The organism is Pseudomonas sp. FBF18 (genome assembly GCF_024261405.1).
Lineage (GTDB): Bacteria > Pseudomonadota > Gammaproteobacteria > Pseudomonadales > Pseudomonadaceae > Aquipseudomonas > Aquipseudomonas palmensis.
Map to the genome: position 1 here is coordinate 75,234 of NZ_QKRS01000016.1, position 23,809 is coordinate 99,042.

Annotated in this window: 20 protein-coding genes and 1 tRNA gene; 10 read left to right on the plus strand and 11 right to left on the minus strand. The window is 66.4% G+C overall.

The genetic code is table 11. The annotated features are described in order from the left end of the window. Positions 1–2: 2 nt before the first annotated feature. A complete protein-coding gene (locus DN387_RS21190) occupies positions 3–1,160 on the minus strand; it encodes an MFS transporter (RefSeq protein ID WP_043864312.1) in 1,158 nt (385 codons plus the stop codon). A gap of 300 nt (positions 1,161–1,460) precedes the next feature. Further along, positions 1,461–2,681 (minus strand): MFS transporter, encoded by a 1,221-nt coding sequence (locus DN387_RS21195; protein ID WP_043864311.1) that lies wholly within the window; start codon positions 2,679–2,681, stop codon positions 1,461–1,463. 235 nt (positions 2,682–2,916) lie between these two features. Between DN387_RS21195 and DN387_RS21200 the strand changes: the two genes are divergently transcribed. The 4 genes from DN387_RS21200 to DN387_RS21215 all read left to right on the plus strand — a co-directional run bounded on the left by DN387_RS21200 (position 2,917) and on the right by DN387_RS21215 (position 7,038). Further along, positions 2,917–3,438, plus strand: coding sequence for an RNA polymerase sigma factor (locus DN387_RS21200; RefSeq protein ID WP_054916253.1), 522 nt, complete (start codon positions 2,917–2,919; stop codon positions 3,436–3,438). Then, positions 3,435–4,361 (plus strand): FecR domain-containing protein, encoded by a 927-nt coding sequence (locus DN387_RS21205; protein ID WP_054916254.1) that lies wholly within the window; start codon positions 3,435–3,437, stop codon positions 4,359–4,361. Before DN387_RS21200 ends, DN387_RS21205 begins: the two co-directional genes overlap by 4 nt. A 96-nt stretch (positions 4,362–4,457) precedes the next feature. Then, on the plus strand, positions 4,458–6,869 hold the full coding sequence (locus DN387_RS21210) for a TonB-dependent receptor (RefSeq protein WP_054916255.1): 2,412 nt from the start codon (positions 4,458–4,460) through the stop codon (positions 6,867–6,869). 92 nt (positions 6,870–6,961) lie between these two features. Next, a tRNA-Met gene (locus DN387_RS21215) sits at positions 6,962–7,038 on the plus strand. 116 nt (positions 7,039–7,154) lie between these two features. Here DN387_RS21215 and DN387_RS21220 read toward each other — a convergent pair. The 4 genes from DN387_RS21220 to DN387_RS21235 all read right to left on the minus strand — a co-directional run bounded on the left by DN387_RS21220 (position 7,155) and on the right by DN387_RS21235 (position 11,871). Then, entirely contained in the window at positions 7,155–9,611 is a 2,457-nt protein-coding gene (locus tag DN387_RS21220) for a TonB-dependent receptor (protein ID WP_043864307.1), read from the minus strand. A gap of 76 nt (positions 9,612–9,687) precedes the next feature. Then, positions 9,688–10,629 carry a FecR family protein gene (locus tag DN387_RS21225; RefSeq protein ID WP_054916256.1) on the minus strand — a complete coding sequence of 314 codons (942 nt, stop codon included), beginning with the start codon at positions 10,627–10,629 and terminating at the stop codon, positions 9,688–9,690. Beyond that, positions 10,626–11,141 carry a sigma-70 family RNA polymerase sigma factor gene (locus tag DN387_RS21230; protein ID WP_043864306.1) on the minus strand — a complete coding sequence of 172 codons (516 nt, stop codon included), beginning with the start codon at positions 11,139–11,141 and terminating at the stop codon, positions 10,626–10,628. Before DN387_RS21230 ends, DN387_RS21225 begins: the two co-directional genes overlap by 4 nt. 112 nt (positions 11,142–11,253) lie before the next feature. Continuing rightward, a complete protein-coding gene (locus DN387_RS21235; RefSeq protein WP_054916257.1) occupies positions 11,254–11,871 on the minus strand; it encodes a LysE family translocator in 618 nt (205 codons plus the stop codon). 115 nt (positions 11,872–11,986) lie between these two features. On the opposite strand from DN387_RS21235, the gene DN387_RS21240 reads away from it, so the two are divergent. After that, on the plus strand, positions 11,987–12,835 hold the full coding sequence (locus DN387_RS21240; protein ID WP_043859822.1) for a LysR substrate-binding domain-containing protein: 849 nt from the start codon (positions 11,987–11,989) through the stop codon (positions 12,833–12,835). Here the strand turns inward: DN387_RS21240 and DN387_RS21245 are convergent. Both DN387_RS21245 and DN387_RS21250 read right to left on the minus strand, forming a co-directional pair. Further along, entirely contained in the window at positions 12,822–14,465 is a 1,644-nt protein-coding gene (locus tag DN387_RS21245) for an AarF/ABC1/UbiB kinase family protein (RefSeq protein WP_054916258.1), read from the minus strand. The genes DN387_RS21240 and DN387_RS21245 overlap by 14 nt on opposite strands. A 96-nt stretch (positions 14,466–14,561) precedes the next feature. Next, complete coding sequence (locus tag DN387_RS21250) at positions 14,562–15,155, minus strand: D-Ala-D-Ala carboxypeptidase family metallohydrolase (protein WP_054916259.1); 594 nt, start codon at positions 15,153–15,155, stop codon at positions 14,562–14,564. A gap of 87 nt (positions 15,156–15,242) precedes the next feature. Here DN387_RS21250 and DN387_RS21255 point away from each other — a divergent pair, with 87 nt between their 5' ends. Then, positions 15,243–16,367, plus strand: coding sequence for a hypothetical protein (locus DN387_RS21255; RefSeq protein WP_254506289.1), 1,125 nt, complete (start codon positions 15,243–15,245; stop codon positions 16,365–16,367). Positions 16,368–16,455: 88 nt separating this feature from the next. Here the strand turns inward: DN387_RS21255 and can are convergent, their stop codons facing one another. Beyond that, a complete protein-coding gene (gene can / locus DN387_RS21260; protein ID WP_043859818.1) occupies positions 16,456–17,094 on the minus strand; it encodes a carbonate dehydratase in 639 nt (212 codons plus the stop codon). 118 nt (positions 17,095–17,212) lie between these two features. Between can and DN387_RS21265 the strand changes: the two genes are divergently transcribed. Continuing rightward, entirely contained in the window at positions 17,213–17,536 is a 324-nt protein-coding gene (locus DN387_RS21265; protein ID WP_054916260.1) for a hypothetical protein, read from the plus strand. A gap of 4 nt (positions 17,537–17,540) precedes the next feature. Here DN387_RS21265 and rimI read toward each other — a convergent pair whose 3' ends face one another. Continuing rightward, positions 17,541–17,996, minus strand: coding sequence for a ribosomal protein S18-alanine N-acetyltransferase (gene rimI / locus DN387_RS21270; protein WP_043859816.1), 456 nt, complete (start codon positions 17,994–17,996; stop codon positions 17,541–17,543). Beyond that, positions 17,989–18,771, minus strand: a complete 783-nt coding sequence (locus DN387_RS21275; protein ID WP_054916261.1) for a hypothetical protein — start codon at positions 18,769–18,771, stop codon at positions 17,989–17,991. Before DN387_RS21275 ends, rimI begins: the two co-directional genes overlap by 8 nt. Before the next feature lie 166 nt (positions 18,772–18,937). Here DN387_RS21275 and mksB point away from each other — a divergent pair, with 166 nt between their 5' ends. The 3 genes from mksB to mksF are packed head-to-tail and all read left to right on the plus strand — an operon-like array spanning position 18,938 to position 23,737. Next, entirely contained in the window at positions 18,938–20,215 is a 1,278-nt protein-coding gene (gene mksB / locus DN387_RS21280) for an Mks condensin complex protein MksB (RefSeq protein WP_043859814.1), read from the plus strand. After that, complete coding sequence (gene mksE / locus DN387_RS21285; protein WP_043859813.1) at positions 20,205–20,906, plus strand: Mks condensin complex protein MksE; 702 nt, start codon at positions 20,205–20,207, stop codon at positions 20,904–20,906. Before mksB ends, mksE begins: the two co-directional genes overlap by 11 nt. Continuing rightward, complete coding sequence (mksF, locus tag DN387_RS21290) at positions 20,903–23,737, plus strand: Mks condensin complex protein MksF (protein ID WP_054916262.1); 2,835 nt, start codon at positions 20,903–20,905, stop codon at positions 23,735–23,737. The genes mksE and mksF overlap by 4 nt, the downstream gene beginning before the upstream one ends. Positions 23,738–23,809 lie beyond the last annotated feature (72 nt).

Genomic DNA, 23,809 nt, shown 5'->3' on the forward strand with positions numbered 1-23,809 from the left:
CGCTACTGCGCGGTGCGGGCCGCATAGGCCTTGCGCCGCGAGCTACGGGCAAAGCACACGAACAGCGCGGCCATCGCCGCCAGTGCCATCGGCAGGCCATGGGGGGCGACGTCCATGGCCGCGCCACTGACCAGCGGCCCCACCAGGCTGCCCACACCCCACAACAGGCCGACGCTGGCATTGGCCGTGACCAGGTCCTGGCCCTTGAACTGCTGGCCGATCAGCACCAGCGCCAGGGTATACACCCCGCCCGCCACCGCCCCCAGCAGCACCAGCGCCGGCCACAGCAGCCACTGCACCTGGATCAGCCACGGCAGCGCCAGGCCGATCAGCATCGCCACCACGCCGCACACCAGGTGCACCGTGGTGCGCTCGCAGCGGTCGGCCAGCCAGCCCAGCGGCAACTGGAACAGCATGTCGCCGGTCAGGATCACCGTGACCATCAGCGCCGCCACGCCCACCGCATAGGCGTGGTTGGTGGCGTACACCGGCAGCAGCGAGAGAATCACCGCATCGAAGAACGAGAAGAACAGCACGCCCATGCACAGGGCCGGTGCCACACGAAAGAAGCCGCCCAGCGTAAAGCTCTTCTCGCCGTCGTCACCGTGCTCCACATAGTCGTTGGGCACTGTCCACACGATGCTCGCCAGGGCCAGGGCATAGCAGCCGCTGACCACGATGATCACCCAAGGGCTATGGGTGCCGAACAGCGCAAGCATGGTCGGGCCGAGCATCTGGCAACCGGTGAAGGCGGTGGCGTACAGCGCCATGACCTTGCCGCGGTTGTGCTCTTCGCTCAGTTCGTTGACCCAGGATTCGCCCAGGATGATCGCGATCCCCATGCCCACGCCCATGCCCAGGCGCAGCAGGCCGAGCAGCCAGGTGGAGTCGAACGCCCACTCGATCAGCCCCACGCTCAGGGCGCACAGGCCGAAGCTGAGCAGGTAGATGGTGCGCCGGGTGAGGTGGCGGCAGCAGGCGTCCACCAGGAACGCCGAGAGCATCATGCCGGCAGCGGGCGCGGCCGACAGGATGCCGATGTGCAGGGTGCTGGCCCCGGCATCGAGCAGGCGCAGGGAAACCAGTGGCAGGGTGGCGCCCAGGCTCAACCCTACGATCGAAACGGCGAACAGAAGGCCCGCCAGCAAACGCGTGTTCATCTACAACTCCGAAACCCGCCGACGCGCACATGCGCGCAGGCATCAACATGACTGTGTTCTGAAAGCGACGGTCAGTTCAGGCGCGCGGAGGAGAAAAGGTGAAGGCGAACAGGACGCTGCGCCGACGCTTGAGCACCGTATCGCACGGCCAGTCGCACAGCAGGGCCTGGACTACCGGCGGCTTTGCTGCGCAAGGACGGGAGAAACGTTTCATGGGTCGACTACAGGAAAAGGAAGGCCGGCACTCTAGGTGAAACCCCGGCCAGGCGTCAATCGCATCGACGCCTGGCCGGGGCGCTGTCAGCGCTTGCGCGTGGACGGCAGCAGAATCGCCAGCAGCCCGAACAGCGGCAGGTACGAGCACAACGTGTACACGTACTCGATGCCGTGAATGTCTGCCAGGTAGCCCAGCAGCGCCGCGCCGATACCGCCAAAGCCGAACATCAGGCCGAAGAAGATCCCCGCGATCATGCCCACGTTGCCCGGCACCAGCTCCTGCGCGTACACCACGATCGCCGAGAACGCCGAAGCCAGGATGAAGCCGATGATCACGCTGAGCACGCTGGTCCAGAACAGGTCGGCATACGGCAGCGCCAGGGTGAACGGCGCCACGCCCAGAATCGAGAACCAGATCACCGCCTTGCGCCCGATGCGGTCGCCGATCGGCCCGCCGAAGAAGGTCCCGGCAGCCACCGCCCCCAGGAACAGGAACAGGTACAGCTGCGAACTGGCCACCGACAGGTCGAACTTCTCGATCAGGTAGAAGGTGAAGTAGCTGGTCAGGCTGGCCATGTAGAAGTACTTGGAGAACACCAGCAGGCCCAGCACCACCAGCGCGCCGATCACCCGATTGCGGCTCAGGCCGTGGGTGGCGGCCTGGCCGGCCTTGGCCTTGAACAGCGCCAGGTGGCCGCGGTACCAGCGGCTCAGGCCGTAGGTGACGATCACTGCAAACAGCGCGAACAGGCCGAACCACACCACGTTGCCCTGGCCGAACGGGATGATGATGGCGGCAGCCAGCAGCGGCCCGAACGCCGAGCCGGCATTGCCGCCGACCTGGAAGGTCGACTGCGCCAGGCCGAAGCGCCCGCCCGAGGCCAGGCGCGCGATGCGCGAGGTTTCCGGGTGGAAGGTCGAGGAGCCGATGCCCACCAGTGCCGCAGCCAGCAGAATCATCGGGAAGCTGCCGACATACGCCAGCATCACGATGCCCACCAGGGTGCACAGGGTGCCCAGGGGCAGCAGGTTGGGCATCGGCTTGCGGTCGGTATAGAAACCGACGGCCGGTTGCAGCAGCGAGGCGGTGATCTGGAAGGTCAGGGTAATCAGCCCCACCTGGGTGAAGCTCAGCCCGTAGTTGGCCTTGAGCAGCGGGTAGATCGACGGCAGCACCGCCTGGATGAGGTCGTTGATCAGGTGCGCCAGCGCACAGGCAGCGATGATGCGCATCACCAGCGGGCTGCTCTGGCTGGGCGCGCCGGTGCTGGCGTGCGTACTTGACGGGGCGGTGCTCAAGGCCATGGGAAAACGTCCATCGGGTGGTCGGGATCCAATTATCCAGAATTCGTTAGCAAGCGCACTATTCTTTTCAGTGAGTGGGCTACTTGTTAATAATTCTCAGTAACGCTAGCATCGCGAGCACTTGTGGGAGCGGGCTTGACCCGCGATTGCATCGCCGCGGAGCCAGGCACATGCGCGGTGACTGCATCGCGGGTCAAGCCCGCTCCCACACCTATAGCGAGCCCCAGACCACTCCATGCCCGACAATCAGGAAGACCGAAGCCTGACGCTGCTCTACCAGCGTCACCGCAACGAGCTGCTGGCCTTTCTCACCCGTCGGGTGCGCTGCCGGGAGACCGCGCGCGACCTCTTGCAGGACGCCTTCGTGCGCCTGATGCACAGCGAGCGCAGCGAGGTCGGCAACCTGCGCGCCTTCCTCTACCGCATCGCCAGCAACCTGAGCATCGACCACGCGCGCCGCAACCAGGTGCGCGGGGTCAGCGACGAGCAGGCCCTCGACCAGTTGCTCACCGACACCAGCCCCGAGCGCAGCGCCGTGGCCGGCAATACCCTCGACCATCTGGAGCGCCTGATCGACGGCCTGCCCTCGCCCACCCGCGAGGTGTTTCTGCTGGCCCGGGTCGAGCAAATGAGCTACAAGGACATCGCCGCACGCCTGGGCCTGGAGCCCCGCGCCGTGGAGCGCCACCTGAACAAAGCCCTGAGCCACTGCGCGGCCGCCGCCCTGCACGCGCGCCAGCCGAACGAAGCCGAATGACGCCCGATCACTCCCCCAGCGCTGAACGCGAACAGCAGGCCTTGCACTGGTTTACCCGGCGCCGTGCCGATGACCTCACGCCCACCGAACGCGACGCCTTCGACGCCTGGGTGCACGACGCACAGAACGCCGCCGCGCTGGCCGCCGTCGAACAGCTCTGGCAGACCCTGGAGCTGCCCGCCCACCGGGTGCGCAAGGCCGACCGGCACCGCGCCAAGAAAAGCCGTTGGCCGCTGTATGCGGCCGCCGCCAGCCTGCTGCTGGGCGCCGGCCTGAGCTGGTTGCTGGTGCCCTCGCTGCACACGCTGGGCAGCGACTACGCCACCGCCGCCGGCGAGCGCCGCGAGGTGCAACTGGCCGACGGTTCGCGCCTGCGCCTGGACAGCGCCAGCGCGGTGGACATCGACCTCGACGGCGACACCCGCACCGTGCGCCTGCGCCAGGGCCGGGTGTTCGCCGACGTGGTGCACGACGGCAGGCCCTTCGTGGTGGAGGTCGACCAGGCCCGGGTGCAGGTGCTGGGCACGCGCTTTTCGGTCAGCCGTGGCGAGCACGATGACGTGGTGCTGCTCAGCGGCAGCGTCGAGGTCAGCACCGCCAGCCAGCGCCAGCGCCTGAGCCCCGGCCAGCGCCTGACCCTGCACGGCGAACGGCTCGATGCGCCGCAGACGGTGGATGCCGAACGCCTGCTGGCCTGGCGCGACGGTCAGCTGCGGGTGCGCGATGTGCCGTTGCAGCAGGTGCTCGAACAGCTGGCCACCTACAAGGGCGCCCGCCTGGTGCTGCTCAACGAGGCCGCCGGCCAGCGACGGGTCAGCGGCAGCTTCAACCTGGACCAGGCCGACAGCGCCCTCGATGCCCTGCTCAGCAGCCAGAAACTGCGTGCCGATGCCGTGTTGGGGCACTGGCTGATCGTGCGCTGAAAATATTTTGACGGCGGCACGGTAATTCCCGTTTCTGCTGCGTCACACCCCCAACATAAGAAGCATTACCATTTGCACCTTCTTGGGGGAGGAACCATGCAGTACCCACGTGACGTCGCATTCACCCGTCGACCCTTGGCCAGCGCGATCCTGGCCGCCAGCCTGCTGGCGTTGCTGCCAGGCGCCGCCGTGCAGGCCGCCGAGGCCACTCAGGCCCAGACGCAACGCATCGATTTCCATATCTCGACGCAGTCGCTGGTCGATGCCATCGAGCTGTTCAGCGCGCAAAGCGGCTACCAGGTGATCTATGACGCCAACCAGGTAGCGGGCATCGTGTCCCCCGAGGTGCAGGGCCACTACACCGCCGAACAGGCGCTGCGCACCCTCACCGGCAGCAGCGCACGGCTGAGCCAGCCCAACCCCAACAGCTTCCTGATCGAGCTGCCGGTGGATCTGGGCAGCGGCCTGCAACTGGATGCCGTGAGCATTTCGGGCAAGGCGCCAGGCTCGACCACCGAAGGCACCGGGCTGTACACCACCTACTCCTCCAGCAGTTCGACGCGCCTGAACCTCACGCCCAGGGAAACCCCGCAGGCGCTGACGGTGATGACCCGCCAGCGCCTGGACGACCAGCGCCTGAGCACCCTGACCGACACCCTGGAAGCCACCCCGGGCATCATCGTCACCCGTGACGGCCTGGGCGCCGAGAGCGACAGCTACTATTCGCGCGGCTTCGTGATCCAGAACTACGAAGTGGACGGCGTGCCTACCACCACGCGCATGGACAACTACACCCAAAGCATGGCGATGTACGACCGGGTGGAGATCGTGCGCGGCGCCAGCGGCCTGATCAGCGGCATGGGCAGCCCGTCGGCGACCATCAACCTGATCCGCAAGCGCCCCACCTACGAGGGCCAGGCCAGCATCACCGGCTCGGCCGGCACCTGGGACCGCTACGGCAGCGGCTTCGACGTGTCCGGCCCGCTGACCGAAAGCGGCAATGTGCGCGGCCGCCTGGTGGCCGACTACAAGACCGAAAAGGCCTGGGTCGACCGCTACAAGCAGGACACCCAGCTGCTGTACGGCATCACCGAATTCGACCTGAGCGAAGACACCCTGCTGACCCTGGGCTTGAGCTACCTGCGCACCGACGTCGACTCGCCGCTGCGCAGCGGCCTGCCCACCCGGTTCAGCAACGGTGAGCGCAGCAACCTCAGCCGCTCGATCAACAGCGCACCCACCTGGTCGTACAACGACCACGAACAGACCAGCTACTTCGCCTCGGTGGAGCAGCAACTGGGCAACGGCTGGAGCGGCAAGCTCGAGTACAGCCACTCGGAAAACAAGTTCGATGAGCTGTTCGGCTTCGTCATGGGCGATCTGAACCCGGACGGCAGCGGCATGAGCCAGCTGCCGGTGCGCTTCTCGGGCACCCCGCGCCAGGACAACCTGGACCTGTACGTGACCGGCCCGTTCAGCCTGTTCGAGCGCGAGCACGAACTGATCGGCGGCGTGACCCTGTCGCAGTTCAGCCAGAGCGTGCCCGAGTGGGGCGGCTGGCGCTACGACTACAACGCCACCCCGGGTGCGTCGATCGACAACATCTTCGACTGGGACGGCAAGCAGCCCAAGCCGCCGTTTACCGAAAGCGGCAAGTCGTCACAGGAAGAAAACCAGTACGCCGCCTACCTCACCACCCGCCTGCACCTGAGCGACGACCTGAACCTGATCCTGGGCAGCCGCCTGATCGACTGGGAGCGCAAGACCGAGGACCGCCCCTATGGCGCGGCCAGCAGCAACACCGACCGCAAGGAAACCGGCGTGTTCATCCCCTATGCCGGGGTGGTGTACGACCTGAACGACACCTGGTCGCTGTATGCCAGCTACACCAAGATCTTCAACCCGCAGGGGTCGTGGGTGCAGGACGCGCAATTCAAGCCCATCGACCCGATGCAGGGCATCGGCTACGAGATGGGCATCAAGGGCAGCCACTTCGACGGCAAGCTGAACTCCAGCGTGGCGGTGTTCAAGCTCGAACAGGACAACCTGGCGATCTGGCAGCACGACAACGTGTACGAGGCCAAGCAGGACACCACCTCCAAAGGCATCGAGATGGAGATCAACGGCGAACTGGCCGAGGGTTGGCAGGCGTCGGCGGGGTATGCCTATACCCTGACCACCGACAACCAGGACGAGCGCATCAACACCGTGCTGCCGCGTCACAGCCTCAAGACCTTCACCAGCTATCGCCTGCCGGGGGTGCTGGACAAGGTGACCGTGGGCGGTGGCGTGAACTGGCAGAGCAAGGTGGGCAACGACCTGCACACCTTCACCCAGGGCAGCTATGCCATCGCCAACCTGATGGCGCGCTACGACATCACCGAGCACCTGGAAGCCTCGGTGAATCTGAACAACCTGTTCGATCGCGAGTACTACAGCATGGCCGGCCTGTACGGCACCTACGGCGCACCACGCAACGTGATGACCAACTTCACCTACAGGTTCTGAGGGGTTTTTGGCTAAGCGGTTGATCGGGCGTTAAATTTTTTGAAATTGGGTGTTGACACAACATCGTTTCGAGCGAATAATGCGCGCCACTTGGCTACATAGCTCAGTTGGTTAGAGCATAGCATTCATAATGCTGGGGTCCGGGGTTCAAGTCCCTGTGTAGCCACCAAGTACTAAAAAGGGCTTACCGAAAGGTAGGCCCTTTTTTCATGCCTGAAGAAAAGTGCCGACCGCTTCGCCGGCAAGGCCGGCCCCTGCACGCCCGCAGGAGCCGGCCTGATCCTTTCAGAGCGACCAGCGCAACGTCAGCATCGCATTGCGGGGGTCACCGTAGAAGTTGCCGCCATACACCGTGTTGGTGGCAATGCTCTGGTAGTACCTGGTGTCGAACACGTTGTTCACGTTCAGGCGCACGTCCAGGTGCTCGGAGGCCTTGTAGCTGAGCATCAGGTCGACCAAGGTGTAGGCATCCTGCTCGATGCGGTAGGTGCTGTCGGTGGCGTACCAGTTGTCACCCTTGTTGTAGATCGCATTCTGCCGGTACACCCCGCCGCCGACCTTCCAGCGCTCGAACTCGCCCGGCAGCTGGTAGGTGGTGAACGCCTTGAACACGTGCCGCGGGATGTCGGTGTCGAACAGCCGCCCCTCGTTGGCCGGATCGCCGTCCTTCACGTACTTGACCTGGGCGAAGGTGTAGCCCGCGCCCAGTTCCCAGCCCGGCAGCACGGTGCCGTTCACTTCCAGCTCGATACCCTCGCTGCGCAGCTTGCCCGCCGCCTCGGAGCAGCTGGGCACCAGGTCGGAGCACTGGTAGCGCTCCAGGGTCTTGGCGCGATTCTCCTGGTCGATGCGAAACACCGCGGCACTGGCATTCAATGCGCCGTCGAAGTACTCGCCCTTGATCCCCACCTCGTAGTTCTTGCCCTCGATCGGCTTGAGTTCGCTGCCGCTGGCGTCCTGCTCGGACTGCGGCTTGAAGATGTCGGTGTAGCTCACGTACACCGAATGCTGCGCATCCAGGTCGTAGATCACCCCGGCGTAGCGGGTCAGGTTGCGCGTGACGCTCACGTTGACAGGCTTGCCCAGGCGCGTGCCGTTGCGGGTCTGGGATTCGCTGTCGTACCAGTCCAGGCGCCCGCCCACGATCAGCTTCAGGTCGTCGGCCAGGTTGAAGCGCGACGTGACGTAGGTGCCGGTCTGCGAGGTTTCGCGGTCCTGGTGCCAGTAGTTCAGGTCCAGGCGACGCTTGGGCAGGCTGCCGGGGTCCCAGGCATGGATGTTCATGCCGATCAGGTCGTCGCTGTAGTTGCCCTTGCCCTCGAAGGTCAGCTCGCGGCGGCTGGCCCCCACCACCAGTTCGTGTGTACGCCCCAGCAACTGGTACGGCCCGGTGGCATAGGCGTCATAGCTGCTCTGCTCGTCGTCGTAGTGGTACTGCCCCAGGTACTGGCCGAACACCTCGCCCTCATCGCCCATGCGCTCGGTCATGCTGCCGAGCATCTTGAGCTTCGACCAGGTGCGGCTGGCCGCCAGCAGCAGCTTCCAGTCGTTGTCCAGGCGATAGTCCAGGCGGCTGAACAGGGTGGTGTTGTCCTGGTCCCAGTATTCCCAGTCGTTGCCCAGGTAGGTGGAGCGCGAAAGGTGCAGGTCGCTGCCGTCGATGCCAGTGGGCAGGCCGCCCCAGGTGGAGGTGTTGTTGACGCTCTGGTTCGACAGCCCCAGGGTGAAGGTGCTGTTGTCGCTCAGGTCGGCCTCGCCGATGGCATAGAACACCGAGCGCTCGGTATCGGCCACGTCCTGGAAGCTGTTGCGGGTCTGGTAGGCGGTGACCATCCGGCCGCGCAGGGTGCCGCTGTCGTTGAGCGCGCCGGAGCCGTCGACCTCGGTACGGTAGTTGTCCCAGCTGCCGGCACTGCCGGTGATGCTCAGGCGCGGGTCGGCCGTGGGGCGCTTGCGCACCATGTTGATCGCCGCCGACGGCGTGCCCGAGCCCTGCATCAGGCCGGTGGCGCCGCGCACCACCTCGACGTGGTCGTAGATCGCCATGTCGGGCGTGGAGTTCATGTCCCGCGAGAGGTAATGCGACAGGTCGTTGGAGAGCCCGTCGTTCATCAGGTTCTCGACGGTGAAGCCGCGAGCATAGAAGGTCGGGCGCTGCGGGCCGTCCTTGGTCATGGACATGCCGGGGGTGTTCTTGAGCACATCTTCCAGGCTCTGCATGTCCTGGTCGTCCATGCGCTGGCGGGTGATCACACTCACCGACTGCGGGGTTTCGCGGATGCTCAGGGGCAGCTTGGTGGCCGTCTGCATCGGCCCGGTGGTGTAGGAGCCGGTACCCTCGGTGGTGCTCCCCAGCACCTGCCCGTTGATACTGGTGGCGCCCAGCTCCACCGCGCCGTTGGCCGCCGGCAGCGCCACCAGCACGTAGCCGTCGCTGCTGGCCTGGGCCTGCAGGCCGTGGCCGTACAGCAGCGCGGCGAAGCCGTCCTGCAGGGCATAGTTGCCCTGCAGCCCGGCGCTGGACAGGTTGGCGACCTGGCCGGCATTGAACGAAATGGCCACCCCCGACTCGCGGGCATAACGGCTCAGCACGTCGCCCAGCGCCCCGGCCGGGATGGCATAGCGCTGCACCTGCTGCTGCGCATGCGCCGGCTGCAGGGCCAGCAGCGGCAGCGTGCCGAGGGCTAGATGAACCGCCAGCGCCAGGGCGCGGCTGGGCTTGAGGGGCTTGTGTGAAGGCATGTTCCCGACTCTCCGATGTATTGGCTAATACAAGGACGCACAGGTAACGGGAACTGGAAGCGTTTGATAAGGATTTCTATTCAAGAGTGACTCGCGTGACCCACGGGGTGTAGTGCTGCACCCGGATCGGGAAGCTGCGCGCCAGCAGGCGCAACGCCCGCTCGCTGTCGTCGGCGGGCAACACGGCGGTCACGTTCAGGTGCGCCAGCGCCTTGGCATCGAACAGCAGGTAGCCGCCGTGATTGCGTGCCAGGCGCTCCAGCACCTCGCCCAGCGGCTGCTCCTTGACCATCATCTGGTGGCTGGCCCAGGCCTGCTCCAGCCCGGCGGCGTCGACCGCCTGGAGTGGCTGGATGCCAGTGGCGTCGAAGCGCACCTGCTGGCCGGCGCTGACCGTGCGGCTGCTGCCGGCGCTCTTGACCTCGGTGCTCGACTCGAGCATGGCCAGGCGTGTGCTGTGCTCGCTGCGCTCGACCATGAAGCGGGTGCCCAGGGCACGGATGCTGCCGTGTTCGGTGACCACGCGGAACGGGCGACTGGCGTCCTTGGCCACATCCAGCAGGATCTCGCCGCTGAGCAGGCGCAGGGTGCGCGATTGGGCGTCGAACTGCAGGTCGACCGCCGACCGGCCATCCAGGCTGATGCGGCTGCCGTCCGGCAATTGCTGTGTAGCCCACTGGCCGCTGCCGGTACGGATATCGGCCATCAGATAAGCCGGCGGATAGTGCTGCAGCACCAGGCCGGCCGGCAGCAGCAGGCCCAGGCTGATTGCCAGCGCCTTGAGCGCGCGCTTGCCACGGGGTTGCGGCGCAATGCGCTTGAGCGCCGCGCGGGCCGGCGCACGGGGCAGTTCACGCAGTGGCGCGAGGCTGCCCTGCAACTGGCGCACGGCCTCCAGGTGCTGCGGGTCGCTGGCCAGCCATGCCTCGAAGGCCTGCTGGTCGCCGGCACTGGCGCTGTCGTCCAGGCGCACCAGCCATTCGGCAGCCTTGCGCAGCGTGGCCGCAGGCAGGTTCACAGGGCAGGATCTGTGGCAGCGTGGCAGTGCAGCAGGGCCTGCACCAGGTGGTTCTGCACCGTCTTGGTCGAGACGTTCAGGCGTGCGGCGATCTCGGCATGGCTGAGCCCTTCGAGGTGACGCAGGATGAACACTTCGCGGGCGCGCACGCTCATCAGGTCGAGGGCGCGGGCGATGTGCTCCAGGGCCTGGAGGGCGGCCAGCATCTGCTCGGGAGAAGGTGCCTGGTCGAGGTACTCGACATGCCGGGCGAGCGCTTCGCGGTAGGCCTGTTCGAGCTTCTGCCGGCGCCCGCGGTCGATCAGCAGACGCCGCGCCACGGTAGCCAGGAACGCCCGCGGCTCGCGCGGGGCCACATAGCTGCCGGCGCTGAGCAGGCGCATGAAAGTGTCCTGGGCCGTGTCGGCAGCGTTGTGCGGGCAGTCCAGGCGTTGGCGCAGCCACACCAGCAGCCAGCCGTGGTAGCCCTTGTACAACGAAGCGAGACTGTCGGCGGGTGGGGTGGCTTTCATGTCGGCGGCACTAAATGAGAATGGTTATATCTTATGGCGCCGCTGGTGGGAGATGCAATGGCGGGATCGGTGGTGCGCCTTTCGCTGGCAAGCCAGCGCAGCGGCCAGGCGCTCAGCGCACATTCACGAACACCACCGCCACCCCCAGGCCGATCAACGCCACCCCGATCACCCGGTCCACCATGCGCTGGCGGCGCAGCATCGCCTGGCGCAACGCCTCCCGCGAAAAGAACAGCGCCACCAGGCTGAACCACACCCAATGCGCCAGCGACATGAACGCCCCATAGGCAAAGTTGAGCCCCAGCGAGGCCCCCGGCTGCACCACCTGGCTGTAGGCGCTGACCACGAACAGCATGGTCTTGGGGTTCAGCGCATTGGTCAGAAAGCCCGATGCGAACGCCCCCCATGCACCGCGCCCCGTCCCCCCCGCCGCGCCCTCCAGGGCCACCGGCGCACGAGTGCGCAGCGACCGATACCCCAGGTAGATCAGGTACCCTGCCCCCACCACCTTCATGGCCATGAACAGCCCCGGCGACTGGCTGATCAGCACTGCCACCCCCAGCACCGTGTACACCACATGCACCTGCACGCCGCAGGCAATCCCCAGGGCGGCGAGCAATCCGCTGCGCCTGCCAAACGCATAGCTGCTGCGTGTCACCATGGCAAAGTCCGCCCCCGGGCTGATCACCGCCAACACGGTAATCAAGGCCACCGCCAGCAATTCACCCACCGTCGATACTCCATGAAATGACGCAGATGATTCTGCGCAGCGCCATTATCGAAAGCTTCAGCACGGCAAAAAAGCGATTTATAGTGGCGCAAATCCGCTAGTTTTCCTCACACATATGAAACTGCCCGCCCTCGCCGCCTTTCGCTATTTCGACGTCGCCGCCCAGACCGAAAGCTTCGTGCGCGCCGCCCAACAGCTCAACGTCACCCACGGTGCGGTGAGCCGTCAGGTGCGTCTGCTGGAAGAATCCCTGGGGGTGCAGTTGTTCGAGCGGCGCAACCGCGCCATTTTCCTCACGCCGGCCGGGCGCGCCCTGCACGACACCACCCTGTCGGTGTTCGAGCAGCTGCACGCCAGCGTGCAACGCCTGCAGCAGGCCCGCGACAACGTGCTGGTGCTGTCATGCGAGCCGACCATCGCGATGAAGTGGCTGATCCCGCGGCTGCCGGCGTTCCATGCCGCGCACCCGGACATCCAGCTGCACCTGGTGGCCGCCGGCGGGCCGGTGGACTTTGCCCGCAGCGGCATCGACCTGGCGCTGCGCCGCGACGACTTCCACTGGGATGCCAGCCTGCACAGCCTCAAGCTCTGCAACGAGGCAGTAGGGCCGGTGTGTCGCGCCGACCTGGCACTGCCCGACAAGGGCTTTGCCGGTACCCGCCTGCTGCACAGCGCCACCCGTCCCGACGCCTGGAAGCACTGGCTGCGCCTGAGCGGCCAGTCGGCCAGGGGCAGCAGCCGCGCCGGCTACGAACACTTCTACCTGTGCATCCAGGCAGCCCTGGCCGGGCTGGGCGTGGCGCTGGCCTCGCGCATGATGGTGCAGGACGAACTCGACAGCGGGCAACTGGTGGCGCCCTACGGGTTCACCGAGGACGGTTCGGCCTACTACCTGCTGAGCCCCGAGCCCTTCGCTGCCGGCACGGCGCAGCGGCGCTTTGCCGACTGGCTCACGGGCTCTTGAACAGGCTGCGCAAAAACGCCAGCAAGCCGCCCAGGGTGGCGATCGCCGCCAGCCAGCTGACGGCGGGCAAGCCCAGCCACACCGGCCCGGCAGCGGCGATCTGCGGGCCGAAGGCAATCACCAGCGCACTGATCAGCAACGCCAGCGACAGCCGCGTCGAGGCCAGGCGCAACGAACGCTCCAGGCGCTCCAGCCCCGGCACATCGACGCGCATCTCCAGCACACCATGCTTGAAGCGGTTCACCAGCAGCCGTGTCAGCTGCGGCAATTCGCCGAGCAGGCCGCGTCCCAGTTCCAGGCCATCGAGCCCCAGGCGCCTGGCAATCTTCCAGCTCAGCTGCGCCTTGAGCTGAGCCCTGATCGCCGGTCTGGCGGTGGCCACCAGGTCCAGTTGCGGGTCCAGCCGGGTCAGTACGCCGTCGGCGGTCACCAGGGCCTTGAACAGCACCAGCAGGTCGGGCGGCAGCAGCAGGCGGTATTCGCGCATCAGCCCCAGAAAATCCTCGATCAGCGCGCCCATCTTCAGCGCCTTGCCGCCGTGACGCGCCATGTACTCGCCGGCCGCCTGCTCGATGGCGGGCATGTTGCGCACGCCGTCGTCGTTCCAGTCCACCAGCACCGTCACCAGTGCATCGCTGTTGCCCTCGGTCAGGGCGCGCATGAACGTCATCACCTCCAGCCGACGGCGCTCGCCAAGGCGCCCGACCATGCCGAAGTCGATGAAGCCCACGCGGTTGTCGTCCATGGCCTTGAGGTTGCCCGGGTGCGGGTCGCCATGGAACAGCCCGTCCTCCAGCAGCATCTTGATGAACGCGACGGCGCCGCGGCTGGCCAGCAGGCTCGGGTCCAGGCCCTGCTCGATCAGCGCCTCGCGCTCCAGCGGGGTATGGCTGGGCAGGTACTGCTGCACCAGCAGCCGCTCGCTGCTGTGGGCCCAGTAGATGCGCGGAATGACGATGTGCGGCTGGCTGGCGAAATTGGCCGCCACCGCGTCGCAGTGGCTGCCTTCCTGGGTGAAGTCCAGCTCTTCGAGCATGGCCCGGGCCAGTTGCCGCACCATCTTGCGCGGCTGGTAGTCGGCCAGGGCGGTGTTTTGCTCGACCAGTTGCGCAACGCTTTCGAGCAGTTGCAGGTCGGCGGTCATCTTGCGCCGCAGCCCCGGACGCTGAACCTTGACCACCACCTCCTCGCCCCCGAGCAGGCGTGCCCGATACACCTGGGCCATGGACGCCGCCGCCAGCGGGGTGGTGTCGAACTCGGCGAATACCTGGTCCAGTTCGGCGCCCAGGTCTTCGAGCACCTGGGCCTGCAGCTGCGCCCAGGGCAAGGTAGCGGCGCTGCTGTGCAGGGCCTGCAACTCGTCGATCCATGCCGCCGGCAATATGTCGCTGCGGCTGGAGAGGATCTGCCCGAGCTTGACGAAGGTCGGGCCCAGCGCCTCCAGCGCCCGCCGCACGCGTTGCGGGATGCCTTCGTCGGCGGGCAGGCCGGCCACCGTTTCGGCCTCCCCCAGCAGCCTGCCCAGCCCCAGGCGGAACAACACGTCCTGGGCGCCGAAGTTGGCCAGCACCACGACGATCTCGCGCACACGCTGATGATGCTTGAGCGCAGTCCAGGTCGATTCGAGCATTGGGCGGTTCCTCGGGGCGGGTTGATGTGCAGGGGGTGAACTACTTCCGTACCTTGCGGGGCCCAGGAGTTCCTCGCCCCGCCATCGCCGAGCTGTTCAGGAGCTGGGCGCCAGGCGCGGGCAAAACGACGAGTCGGCACTCAGGTCGCCGCCCCAGGTGCGGTAGCCGGCGGTGTCGATATGGATGCGCCCCGACGGGTAGCGCCCAAGCCCCATGTTCCAGGCCTGGCCCTGGGTCTGCCAGAACTCGCACAATGGTCGCGGATCGGCCCACGCCGGCAGCAGCAGGTCGACCGCGAAGGCGCGGGTATGCGCACTGTCGCGGGCACCACCGGCGCAGCGGTTGAGGGTGGGGTTGCGATAGGCCGAGACCACTTCGTAGGTTTTCAGGCGCTGCTGCTCGCCCAGGGTCTTGAGCAAGTGCAGGGTCGAGCGTACCGCCGGCCATTGGTCGGGCGGCGCCACGGCGAACGGCTCGGCGTTGCACAGGCGCCAGTCGCTGGCCGAGCGCAGCAGCTGGTACAACGGCACTACCCCATACAGCCGCGCCTGCACCAGCATTTCGCGAAACGCGCGCGTATCGTGGCTGCCCGTCCACTGCGCGAACGACCACAGGTCGCGCTCGTCGGCATGGGCCGGCAACACGCTCAACAGCCCGGCGAACAGTGCAATGCCCGGATACCCCTTCATGGTCCTGCCCCCTTCCCCTCGTCCTGAGAACTACCCCAGTATGGCAAGCCTTCCGCACATCGGGAGTTCATCGACAAGGAGTTGAACATGCGTACACCTTTTGCCCTGGGCCTGATCGCCCTTGCCGCCAGCAGCGCCGTGCTGGCCGACGCCCGCGTACCGCTGGGCGATGCGCAGCGCGTGACCCGCCTATTCGCCTACCCCAACAACTGCGGGGTGATCTGCTTTCGCGACTGGTCGCTGGAGCGCACCGTGGAGCACTACCTGACCCAGAGCGTGCAGCGCGATGGCTACCCGACCGCCACGGTGACGGTGCGTCGCGAGCACGACCAGCTGCATGCCGACATCAGCGGCGTACCGACCACCTACGCGGCCCCGCTCAAGGCCCTGCTCGACAGCGGCGAACTGGCCTATGCAGGTGCCGACCGGCTCAATCGCGAGGGCAAGTGGGCGTACAACTGGGCGTTGTTCCTGCCGTTGGGCATGGCTCTGGAGAACCGGCGCAGCATCGAGCTGCTGCACTTTCCGCCGGACTACTCGCTGACCCAGGCCCAGGACTACCTGCGCTCCAACACCACCGACCGCTGGGCCCAGCTGCTGCCCTTCAACGGCGTGCCGGCGCAACACACCCCGGCCTACCAGACCATCGTGGACATCGCGCCGATTGCCGCGCCAGCCAGTGCCGGCAAGGACCTTGAAGGGGTGTACGGGTATTTCACCGACTACCAGGTGCGCATGGTCAGGGACATGACTGCGGCCGCTGACGGCGCCAGCCTGCCGATGGTGGCGTTCGGTGCGCCGGTGCGCAGCTGGGTGCAGCAGCAGTACGGGCCAGAGGTGAAGGTACTGGGGCTGGTGAGCATCAGCCCGGTGCCTGGGCGCAACGTGCCGGTGCTGGGCGCGAATCACCCGAGCGCGATCTGGTACGCCGCCGACCCGAAGAACAACGACAACGACCCGGACAAGGCAGATGCGGCGGGTTTGCGGATGATGGGGCAGGACTTGAGCGCGGCGTGCTGGCAGGCGGGAATGGGGCGCAACCCGAAGGCGGATGCAAGTGCCACGCTGGGGGCATGCACGCAAAAATGGCAGGTGAAGGAGAAGAAGCAGACCTGCGGGCTGTTTTTCCGCACGGTACGCCAGATGACGCCGGAGCAGGCCCATGCCAAGTGCAATACGGGGGTGATGACGCGGGCGTTACGCAACCTGTAGGAGCCGGCGTTGCCGGCGAAGGCCGCACCACGGACAGGTAGCGCGGCCTTCGCCAGCCAGGCTGGCTCCTGCAACAGCCAATGGGCGGTCAGTCCTGCGGACGCAACCGGTACTGCGGCGGCAGCTGCTCGAACCCGCTGATGGTGGTGTTCAGGCTTTTCCACAGGCCGTCCTTGATCCCGTAGATGCACCCATGGATCGACAGGCTCTGCCCGCGATGCCAGGCGTTCTGCACGATGCTGGTGTGCCCCACGTTCGCCACCTGCTGGATCACGTTCAGCTCGCACAGGCGGTCGACCTGCTCTTCCTCGGTCGCCAGCTTGGACAACTCCACACGATGCTCGTAGTACACGTCGCGAATCGCCCGAAGCCAGCCGTCGATCAGGCCCAGCTGACGGTCCTGCATCGAGGCCCGCACGCCGCCGCAACCGTAGTGCCCGGTCACCAGGATGTGCTTGACCTTGAGTACGTCCACCGCGTACTGGATCACCGACAGGCAGTTGAGGTCGGTGTGCAGCACCACGTTCGCCACGTTGCGGTGCACGAACAGGTCGCCCGGCAGCATGCCGACGATCTCGTTGGCCGGCACCCGCGCATCCGAACAGCCGATCCAGAGGAATTCCGGAGTCTGCTGACGCGCCAGCTTGGCGAAGAAGTCCGGATCTTCCTGCTTGATCGCATCGGCCCAGCGCGCGTTGTTATCAATCAGTTCTTGTAGATCGTGCATGGTCAAGCCTCATGGGAATGCGCATGTGTGACTGGCGCCACCCCGTTCGGGTCACGCCTTTGAATCTTCCCGCCAGTGGCCGGTCCACCCCTTACAGGCCACCCGCAGGAGAATAGACATGACCGAATCACATCGCCCGCCGCATGCCCCGGAACCCGCACCGATCGATACCATCGAGGACCAGATGGGCTCGGTGCAGCCGCTGGACTTCGATCAAGACCCACCGGTGACCGACACGCACTACGACCCCAGCGACGATGACCTGACGCCCGAAACCCTGATCCCCGAAGACGGCGCCCGCTCAGCCGATGAAGTCGGCGGCGACCACCCGGCCGACTGGGACCTGAGCGTAGTCGACGAAGATGACATTGGCGGCGGCAACGGCCTGGACGAGGCCGAACTGGCGCGTCGCGACCCGCTGGACGGCAAGCGCGAGCGCTGAAGGGTTATTCTTCGAACAGCGTGCAGGCCATCACCAGCGCGTCTTCGCGGCCACCTGCCACCGGGTAGTAGTCGCGTCGCCGGCCGATCTCGTTGAAGCCGAAGCGCTCGTACAGGCGATACGCCGACTGGTTGCTGGCGCGCACTTCGAGGAAGCACTCGCGGCCGTTGCTGGCGTAGGCGCGCTTCATCAGCTCTTCGAGCAGGCGCAGGCCCAGGCCACGGCCCTGGCTTTCGGGCTTGACGGTGATGTTGAGCAGGTGCGCCTCGTCGATGATCACGTTGATCACGCCGTGGCCCACCTGCTGCTGGCCTTCGAACATCAGCCAGATTTCGTAGTTCTTCAGCCCGTCGAGAAAGATCCCCCGGGTCCACGGGTGGCTGAAGGCGGCGTATTCGATCTTCAGCACGGCATCCAGATCCGCCTCGGTCATGCGGCGAAAACTGATGTTGTCACTCATTGCGTGGTTTCCAGCGCGCCATCAGCCGGCGCATGGCTTGCCAGACGTGCGCCTTGCGGGCGGGCTCGTCCATCAACAGTTCAAGGCCAGGCAAGGCCCAGCAGTTGCCCAGGCCCTCCACCGGCAATTCGCGGTAGTACGCCTGCTCGTCGGCTTCACCGGCAAAGCGCACCGCCGGCAGGCCGACCAGCCACAGGCAGCTGCAGGGCGCCTCTTCAAGGCGGGCCTGGATGAAACCCTGGACAAAATCACGCGCCGCCAGCGGGCCCTGGTCGAGAGTGCCGCGCACCAGCAACGGCCAGCGTACCGGCTCGCCGATGATCTGCGGGCTGTCGGGCAGGCCGGCGGCGCGCAGCATGTCCTTGAGCAGCAGGTAGGACGGGTCGCGGCTCTGGAACGGCTGGCCGGTGACCAGCTCCACCAGCACCAGGCAATCGCCGGCACGCAGCAACTGCAAGGCAAAGCGGGGCGGCGGTACCAGCACCGGCTTGACCACGGCGGCGGTTTCTTCGGCATCGAGCACCGGCTTGCTGGCCGGCTTGGCGCTGACCGTCGGTCGCGGAATCTCGATTTTTGGCCGCTCGGCCGGCTTGGCAGCCGGTGCAGACGCCTTGGCCACCACTGCCGGCAGCACCACCGGCGCCTCGACCAGCGGTTCGGGTACCCGCAGCAGCTCGGGACGCGATGGCGCGGCGAACGGCAGTTCGGCGCGCGGCAGCCAGTGCACCACTTGCATGGCGTTCAGGTAGGCGCGGCGGCGGGACTCGGTAAGCAAAGGGCGGCCATCTGTGGAGAAGTCGGGGCGAGCATTCTACCGCCGTTACGCCGCCGTTGCAGGCACAAAACCGCCCGACAACACCGGCAAACGATCAGGGGGTGAATCGATCCCCCCCTGATGCAGTACAATCGGCGCTTTTACTTGGCAGCGAGTCGACCCGCCAATGATCGAACCCAAGCGCGTCCTGCGCGCCCTAGCCGAACACTGGGCCCTGCTCGAGCCGTTGTGCGAGCGCTTCGACGGGGGCACCCTGAGCCTGGCCGAGCTGCGCGGGCAACTGGCCGCACAACAGCTCGACAGTACGCCCCAGGACATCACCAACCTGCTGGACGTGTGGATTCGCCTGGACATCCTGGTCCCGGTGGCCAAGAGCCCGAACCGCTTCGAGCTCAACGCCCAGATCCACGACTTCCTGGCCTACCTGCGGCGCGAGCACCGCCTGGGCCTGTGCCTGGAGATCGAAGCCTACCTGCGCCACCTCGAGCGACTGGCCGGGCATATCCAGGACGCCTTCGACATCCGCGACGGCAACGACCTGGCGCGCCAGCTGCGTCTGCTCGACATGCGCGTGCGTGACGTGCTGAAAAAACTCGACAACGACGAGCAGGCGCTGGTGGCGGTGGCCGAGCGGGCCAAGACCAGCGACCGGCAGATCCCGCTGCGCCAGCGCTACGCCGAAGTGCTGGCCACCTGGGACGAATACGTCGAGCCGATGATCCAGCTGGTGAACGCCGACGGCGCCTTCGAACAGGGCGTGCGCAAGGTCGAGACCGTGCTGTTGCGCCTGCTGGGCGAGCAGGCGCGACTGGGCCACCTGGTCGACGACGACATGCTGCTGCGCACCCACGCACGCATCCTCGAGATGCAGACCAGCGCCCAGCTGACCCTGCGCCACGCCCGCGAGCTGCTGCTGCCGCTGCGTGAAGAGGCACGCCGGCACAACGCCGTGACCCGTGGCGCCGCACTGGCGCTGTCGGTGATCCGGCGCAAGGGCATCGACGCCGTGCCGCAGGCGGCCATGCCGCTGTTCACCCGCCCGCAGAGCACCTTCCTCGGCAGCGCCAGCCAGGTCGAGGCCTACGTGTATGCCCTGGCCCGCTTCGAAGCCAAGCCGGCGCAGTTCCCCAAGGCGCACAAGAGCCACAAGGGCGCCGCGCCGCGTGCACCGCGCACGGTCAAGGAAATGCTCGAGCGCTGCGAAGACGCCCTGCCGCTGCCCGACCTGATGGTGTGGCTGCTGGAGCAGGAGCCCGAAGGCGCCACCGACGAACTGCTGTACTGGTTCTCGCGCCTGTCGCGGGAAAAACGCTTTACCCGCGCGCGCCTGGAGCGCCGCGAGTACACCACTCAGGAACACCTGGTCAGCCTGCGCTCGTTCGCCCTGACTTCAAGCCGCGAACCGTCGCCCGAGCCTACTGCGAGCCCTACCCATGCATCTTGATCTTTCCGAACTGTCCCAGCTCGCACCGATCTTCCGCGAGCTGTTCAAGGGCTTCCACATCAGCCGGCGCGACCCGGAGCTGTACGCCCAGCTGTCGAACTTCCAGGACCAGTACCGCGGCCTGTTCAAGGCCCTGGGCTTCGAACTGGTGTGCGACACCCGCGGCTTCTACTACTTCGTGCCGGAACTGGCTGCTGCCCAGGTCAACAAGACCGCCCAGCGCCTGTCGCTGTTCACCTTCATCCTGGTGGAGCACCTGGCCGACCAGGGCCGCGACCCGATGTCGGTGCTCGACGGCGGCAGCCTGGGGCGCGACGAGCTGCCCTCGCTGCTGGAAAAGTACCGCGACCTGTTCCTGCAGGCCGAGGTGCAGACCCCCGACGAGCTGGAAGAGAAGATCATGCGCCGCATGACCCAGCTCGGCTTTGCCAGCGAAGACAACGGTATCTACCGCTTCCTGCCGCCGATGCACCGCTTCCTCGACGTGTGCCTGTCGGTGCAGCAGGACCGCGACCTGGCCGCCAGCCTGCACAGTGCCTTGCCGCTGCCGACCCCGGTGCTGGTGGTGGAAGAAACCCCTGAAGAGCTGAACAGGACCGACGACCCGCTCGACCTGAGCCCGTTCGAGGAAAGCGAAGAAGACGCCTTGGCCCGTGCCATTGCCCAAGAGCAACAGGAGATTGACGCATGAGCCAGGACCGCTACGGCATTCGCCGCTTTGCATTGCTCAACACCGCCGGCTACAGCCTGGGCCTGTTCCCGCTGGAGCACCCGCTGTCGGTGTACGGCGCCAACAACCTGGGCAAGAGTGCGTCGATCAACGCCCTGCAGTTCCCGATCCTGGCGCGCATGTCGGACATGAGCTTCGGCAAGTACAGCCTGGAGCAGTCACGCCGCTTCTACTTCGCCAGCGACACCAGCTACATCCTCTGCGAGGTCAACCTGCCCCACGGCCCGCACGTGATCGGCGTGGTCGGGCGCGGTCCTGGCGGCGGCTTCGGCCACCAGTTCTTCGCCTATGCCGGCGAGCTGGACCTGGGCCACTACCAGAAGAACGACACCTGCCTGCGCCAGAAGGAGCTGTTCACCAACCTGGAGCGCAACGGCCTGAAAGCCTACGAGCTCAAGCCCGACGAACTGCGCCGGCTGCTGGTGGGCGGGCACACCTCGGTGCCGCTGGACCTGACCCTGATTCCGCTGCGCTCCACCAGCGAGCAGAGCCTGAAGACCTTCCGCGCCCTGTTCATCAACCTGCTGCACATGCGCGAGATTACCGCGGCCAAGCTCAAGCAGCTGTTCCTCGATGCGTTCGAGCACAGCCTGCGCTCGGGCAGCGTCGACTACATCGCCGCCTGCGAAGAAGCCTTCCGCGACGTGCGGCGCATGGAACAGGACTACAACTCGCTGGTAGCCGCCGGCCCGCTGGTCGAGGCCCTGGCCAATGGCGTGGCCCAGCGCGACATCCTGCGCGGCAAGCTGCACCGCCTGTCACCGCTGCTCGACCAGTTGCTCGGCACCTGGCAGGACTACGCCGGCGCACGCAAGGAAGAACTGGTGCTGCAGGCCGAGCACTACAGCCACGAGCAGGACGCGCTGCAGAACAACCAGCGCGGCGGCACCCAGGAGCTGATGCGCCTGGAACGCGAAATGACCGGTATCCAGCGCTGGCTGGGCGAACTGTCGGTGCTCAAGCACCGCTTCGCGCTGGTGGATGACGTCAAGGTGCTGGAGCAGCAGCTGCTGGCCGCCAAGGACGCCCACGACGAACTGGCCGGTGCCCTGGCGCAGTCGCGCCAGTTCAGCGCCGAGGACCTGGAAGAGCGCCTGCGCGACCTGGAGAAACGCCTGAAGTCGGTCAAGCAGCAGCTCGACCATGCCGACAACAACAGCTATGCACGCCTGCGCGAAGAGTTCTCGCAGCAGGACGTCGAGCGCCTGATGCGCCTGTTCAACGGTGCGCTGTTCAGCCTGCCGCTGGGCGAGCGCGGCATCGAGCTGGATGACAGCGACGTGTGGGTCAAGTCCCTGGAAGCGGTACTCGACGGCTTCAAGGGCGAGCGCTTCGAGGCGCCGGGGCTGTCCATCGACCTCAGCCATATCGAGCCGCCGGCCTTGCAGGCTCTGGCCGACCGCGCCGCGCTGCGCGACCAGAAGGAGCGCCTGGAAAAAGAGCTCAAGCAGCTCAAGACCCAGCAAGCCGTGGCCGCCGACCGCGCCGCGAGCAAGACCCAGACCGAAGCGCTTTACCAGCAGGTGCTGGATGCGCAAAAGGCCCTGGAAGACTACCGCCGTACCCAGACCCTGTCGGCCGAGGAAGGCGACAAGCTGGAGCAGCTGGCGCAGATGGAGGCGGCCCAGGACGAGCTCAAGCGCTCCAGCGACGCGTTCACCGAGCGCGTGCAGCAACTGTCGGCCAAGCTGCAACTGGTCGGTCGCCAGATCGCCGACATGGAGGCCAAGCAGCGCACCCTCGACGACGCCCTGCGCCGTCGCCAGCTGCTGCCGGCCGACCTGCCGTTCGGCACGCCGTTCATGGACCCGGTCGACGACTCCATGGACAACCTGCTGCCGCTGCTCAACGACTACCAGGACAGCTGGCAGGGCCTGCTGCGGGTGGATGGCCAGATCGAGGCGCTGTACGCCCAGGTACGCCTCAAGGGCGTGGCCAAGTTCGACAGCGAAGACGACATGGAGCGCCGCCTGCAGCTGCTGATCAACGCCTATGCGCACCGTACCGACGAAGCCCTGACCCTGGGCAAGGCGCGGCGCGCGGCGGTGACCGACATCGCGCGTACCCTGCGCAACATCCGCAGCGACTACGACAGCCTCGAGCACCAGCTGGCACTGTTCAACCGCGAGATCAACAAGCGCCAGGTATCCAACCTGCAGAGCTTTCGCATCGTGCTGGCGCCGAACAAGGAAGCGCTCAAGCACATCGACCAGATCATCCACAGTGCCGGCCAGTACGAGGAAGGCGAGACCCTGTCGGTGTTCGACCTGAGCCAGAGCGCCGAGCAGGACAACAAGAACGAAGAGGCCAAGGAGTACCTGGCGCGGCTGGTGGCAGCCAACCACAACCAGCTGGGCCTGAAGGACCTGTTCGAGCTGGCGTTCGAGATCACCAAGGTGGGCGGCCAGCCGATCATCCATACCGACATCGATGGCGCGGCCTCCAACGGCACCACCATGACCATCAAGGCGCTGACCAACATGTACCTGTTGCTGCACCTGATGGACCGCGACCAGGCCGGGCGCGTGCGCCTGCCGTACTACCTGGACGAGGCGGCCGACATCGACGAACGCAACCAGGCGGCATTGCTGGAGACCAGCCTGCAGTTGGGCTTCGTGCCGATTCTGGCGAGCGTGAAGCCGCAGGTATCGGCGCACGTGGCAATCGACCTGGAGGGCGGTAGCGGGCCGAACGGGATCTACATCGACGAGGCGGACTGGAAGTACATCAGCCGTCGCGATCAGGTGAAGGTCGAGGTGCGGGAAGTGGAGGTTGAGCCGGCGTCGATCTGACGGCCTTGGGGGCCCTTTGGGCCCCATCGCGGGTCAAGCCCGCTCCCACAGAGGGCACCATTGAACCTGTGG